Raw genomic sequence first — 3,400 nt, 5'->3', positions numbered from 1 at the left:
ATTTTGCCCAGGTTATTATAATTGGAAGACAATAATTCGCTTTGCTCCTGAACATTAGGATCCAGATAACCAATGGCAGAAAGAGAAATTTCCTGGCTTCCGAAATAATCACCTTTTTTACCACTTATAATAGCCATATGGATCAGACACTTAGCGACCTTGACACTGTCTCTGTCATTTAAAGCTTTTTCTTTCGCTTTGTTGAAGTAAATAAAACTGCTATCAGTTAAATCATTGTCCAGAAAATACCATGCTCGGTCGTAGTATAGATTATCGGCCAATGGCTTTCTTTGCTTTTTATCTTGATGGCAAGAAATAAGCAAGAACAGGATAAGAGAAGCGGTAAGTATTTTCAATATTTTTGATTATTCTCCTAATTTATAAAAATGCGGGCAATTTTTGCCCGCATTTTAAGATGATTATCTTGGAGGAGGATTATCTCCTGTTTCACCGCCGTGATCTCCAGGATCAGGAGTAGTATCATCAAGTGTTGTTACTGTTCCGTTATCACAATTTTTAGGGGTAGTATGATGTGGAGTTGCCAATCCCATAAATAAGGCAATTAAAAATGCGAACATGACTCAAAAATTTTAGAATGAAATACTTTGTAGGCCCCCGCGAATCCTATCGCGGAGGTTGCTACGTTGCATTTCAGAAGCGCTTCTGAAATTTTTGGGAAGTAGAATGAGATTCCATTGCGGGAGGCAATAACTGCTTCCCAAACCGGTCACGTCCTACCGCAACTTCTTCTCATTTTTTGCAACCTGTCTTGTACATGAGTTATGATAGCTAGTCAACCCTCGAACCGATTACGAAAGCAAATGTATAAGGGCCGAAATGGTTAATTAGCAAGCGGTTCCGATCATTCCGATAATTCCACCGGAATTCCGGAAAACCGTAAAAGATTCCGAAAATTCCGGTTACATTTACTAATCAATTATTTGGCTAATGCTCGAGGATTATAAAAAAGCGGTAGTTCACGCATACCACAGGAAGAAAGAAATTGGGGAACTTTCTTTGAACTTGTCGCATCCTACACCAAGGAAAGTCAAGAATGAATGTCTTATAGTTCTGAGGTCAAGAACCCAGAAAAAGGACGAGCCGTTTATTAGAGATTTCTTTAATTCTGGGGTCGAATCGAATGACTATAGTCATTCCATAACAAGATTTGATGTCGATAAATTCAGACCATTGATTAAATTTTTAAGAAAGCAAACCGAGGACACGGACGACAAAAATATTGAGCTTCTCGCCTGGCTAATAGATTTTGAAGAAAGACCATACAAGTTTGGAGTAGATTATGATAAAATAAGGCCTAAGCCGCTAGTACCAACAAGTCCAATACCTCCTCCTATCATCATCACACAGTCAAACCCAATGAAAAGGAAGGTTATTGTATCTATTACAATAATTGTTCTATCTGCCGGTGGAATCTATTTGAGCGCAAATAGTTCTACAAAAGTCTACATCTGTGAGCGCGGCACTGGCAAAAAGTATCACATAAACGCTAAATGTCCTGCTTTAAAAAACTGCGATAATGGCGCTATACAAACGACAATAGCTGCCGCAGAAAAAAATGGCAAAACTCGTTGTCTCTTCGAGCCCTGAATGGACGAAAACATTATCTTTAACTCTTTAGCGAAATCGAAAACCTAAATTTATTCTATGGCACGTTATGACAAATGTCCTACATGTGGAAATTTGGAGAAGGATACAAAGCTTTACATCTGTAAAAAATGCAGCCACATAGGTTGCTGCAAAGTGAAAGGTTATATCTTCACTGAACTTAGTGGGTGCTGGTGCAATTCAGCATGCCCTAAATGTGGTCAGACAGGCAATAAAACTCTAGGTTACATTGAGTGATGAACATTATTCATCAACCGCAGCCACATCCTCTGCTTTCTCAGGAAAAATGATAGAAAGCACCACCGACGCTGCCAGCACCACACCAATCACAATTAGTGAATACACCGATTCAATATGATAAAACGGTGCAATAATCATCTTCAATCCAATAAAGGACAGAATGATTGCCAGTCCGTATTTCAGCTTGCTAAACAGGTGAATGAAGTTATCCAAAAGGAAGAACAAAGCCCTGAGCCCCAGGATAGCGAAAATATTTGAAGTGTACAAAATAAAAGGATCGCTGGAAATCGCAAATATGGCCGGTATGGAATCGACGGCAAACAAGAGATCGGTAAATTCTATTACTGCTACCACAACCAATAAAGGGGTGGCCAGTTTTTTGCCGTTCTGAATGGTAAAGAACTTGTCCCCGTCATATTTATCACTTACGCTAAAGAACCTGCGGATCAGTCTTGCGCCCCTGGTGTTGTTATAGTCTTCTTCATCATCATCGTCTCCGGAAGACCAGGACTTGATGCCCGCATATACCAGGAAAAGGCCAAAGAGCGTCATGATGATGTTGATGTTATAAGCAAATCCGGCTATACCGAAGAGACTAAGTATTTTGTTCAGATAGGTCAGCTCGATCAGGAATGCCCCTGAGAAGATAAAGATCGCCCTCAGCACCAGTGCACCAATAATGCCCCAAAAAAGCACCTTATGCTTATTGGTGTTGGCGACATCAAAAAATTTAAAGACCAATATAAATACGAACAGGTTGTCCACGGACAATGCCTTCTCAATCCAATACGCAGACTGAAACTCAAAAAACTTAACAGAACCTGCATAGAAGTAAACGAGGCCGCTAAAGGCCATTGCCAGACTGATCCAGACCAGGGACCAGGAAATGGCTTCCTTATTGGAGACTTCATGGCTCTTTTTGTTGAATACGCCTAAATCTAGCAGTAGCATAACAACTACGGCAATACCGAATACGATGATCAGTCCCGGGTGCTCTGTAAAAATTGGATGTTGGTTCATTTGGTTATGGTTTATTGTTCTTGGTTTGCTAATGTAATCAGGGCAACCCTCCCACCTTCTTCATTTGAAAGCAGCAGTTTCTTGCCGTTTGTCAGTTCTACTTTACCGCCTATCGGTACCTCTGTGTTTTCAGTGAGGTCTTTTAATCCTGTCATTTTCTGGTTGACGAGTACCCAGGTATCGTCATGAAAAGAAAAATAACCTACCGGTACCTTTTGTGCCTCTGTCAGGTTTTCATTGCGGATGACCTCCCTGTTGATGTGCCATTGAAACAAGTATTGGTCCTGATAGACCATCAGCCGGTGATTTTCCGCCCGCCAATTGGTCGGCTGAAACTGGTAATATAAGTCCAGGATAGGCAGGGAACCTGTATGCCTAGTGCCGCAGAATGGACATCTTGGCGCGTTGGTGTTGTCAAATACATACCATTTCTGGTCGCAATAGCGGTTGCTGCATGGCTGGATAAGGTCAGTGGTTTTTAGCAGTGCTTCTTCCCATTCCCCGGCAGTAGGCC

At 41.3% G+C, this 3,400-nt stretch carries 3 protein-coding genes and 2 pseudogenes; 1 reads left to right on the top strand and 4 read right to left on the bottom strand.

Annotated elements, in window-relative coordinates:
- A pseudogene (locus tag VK541_RS03285) lies at positions 1-356 on the bottom strand (ATP-binding protein); the annotation flags it as partial.
- A gap of 63 nt (positions 357-419) precedes the next feature.
- Positions 420-578 (bottom strand): hypothetical protein, encoded by a 159-nt coding sequence (locus VK541_RS03280; protein ID WP_324366886.1) that lies wholly within the window; start codon positions 576-578, stop codon positions 420-422.
- A 370-nt stretch (positions 579-948) separates the two neighbouring features.
- On the opposite strand from VK541_RS03280, the gene VK541_RS03275 reads away from it, so the two are divergent.
- A complete protein-coding gene (locus VK541_RS03275) occupies positions 949-1,608 on the top strand; it encodes a hypothetical protein (RefSeq protein WP_324366885.1) in 660 nt (219 codons plus the stop codon).
- A 261-nt stretch (positions 1,609-1,869) separates the two neighbouring features.
- On the opposite strand, the gene VK541_RS03270 is transcribed toward VK541_RS03275, so the two are convergent.
- Both VK541_RS03270 and VK541_RS03265 read right to left on the bottom strand, forming a co-directional pair.
- Complete coding sequence (locus VK541_RS03270; RefSeq protein WP_324366883.1) at positions 1,870-2,886, bottom strand: TerC/Alx family metal homeostasis membrane protein; 1,017 nt, start codon at positions 2,884-2,886, stop codon at positions 1,870-1,872.
- Between the two features lie 11 nt (positions 2,887-2,897).
- A pseudogene (locus VK541_RS03265) lies at positions 2,898-3,400 on the bottom strand (kinase); the annotation flags it as partial.

This window comes from Pedobacter sp., assembly GCF_035317785.1.
GTDB lineage: Bacteria > Bacteroidota > Bacteroidia > Sphingobacteriales > Sphingobacteriaceae > Pedobacter.
This window is presented reverse-complemented; position numbering and strand designations above follow the sequence as displayed.

Excerpts from the sequence above, each read along its gene's own strand:
- VK541_RS03270 (WP_324366883.1), bottom strand. The coding sequence starts at position 2,886 with ATGAACCAACATCCAATTTTTACAGAGCACCCGGGACTGATCATCGTA.
- VK541_RS03280 (WP_324366886.1), bottom strand. The coding sequence starts at position 578 with ATGTTCGCATTTTTAATTGCCTTATTTATGGGATTGGCAACTCCACAT.
- VK541_RS03275 (WP_324366885.1), top strand. The coding sequence starts at position 949 with ATGCTCGAGGATTATAAAAAAGCGGTAGTTCACGCATACCACAGGAAG.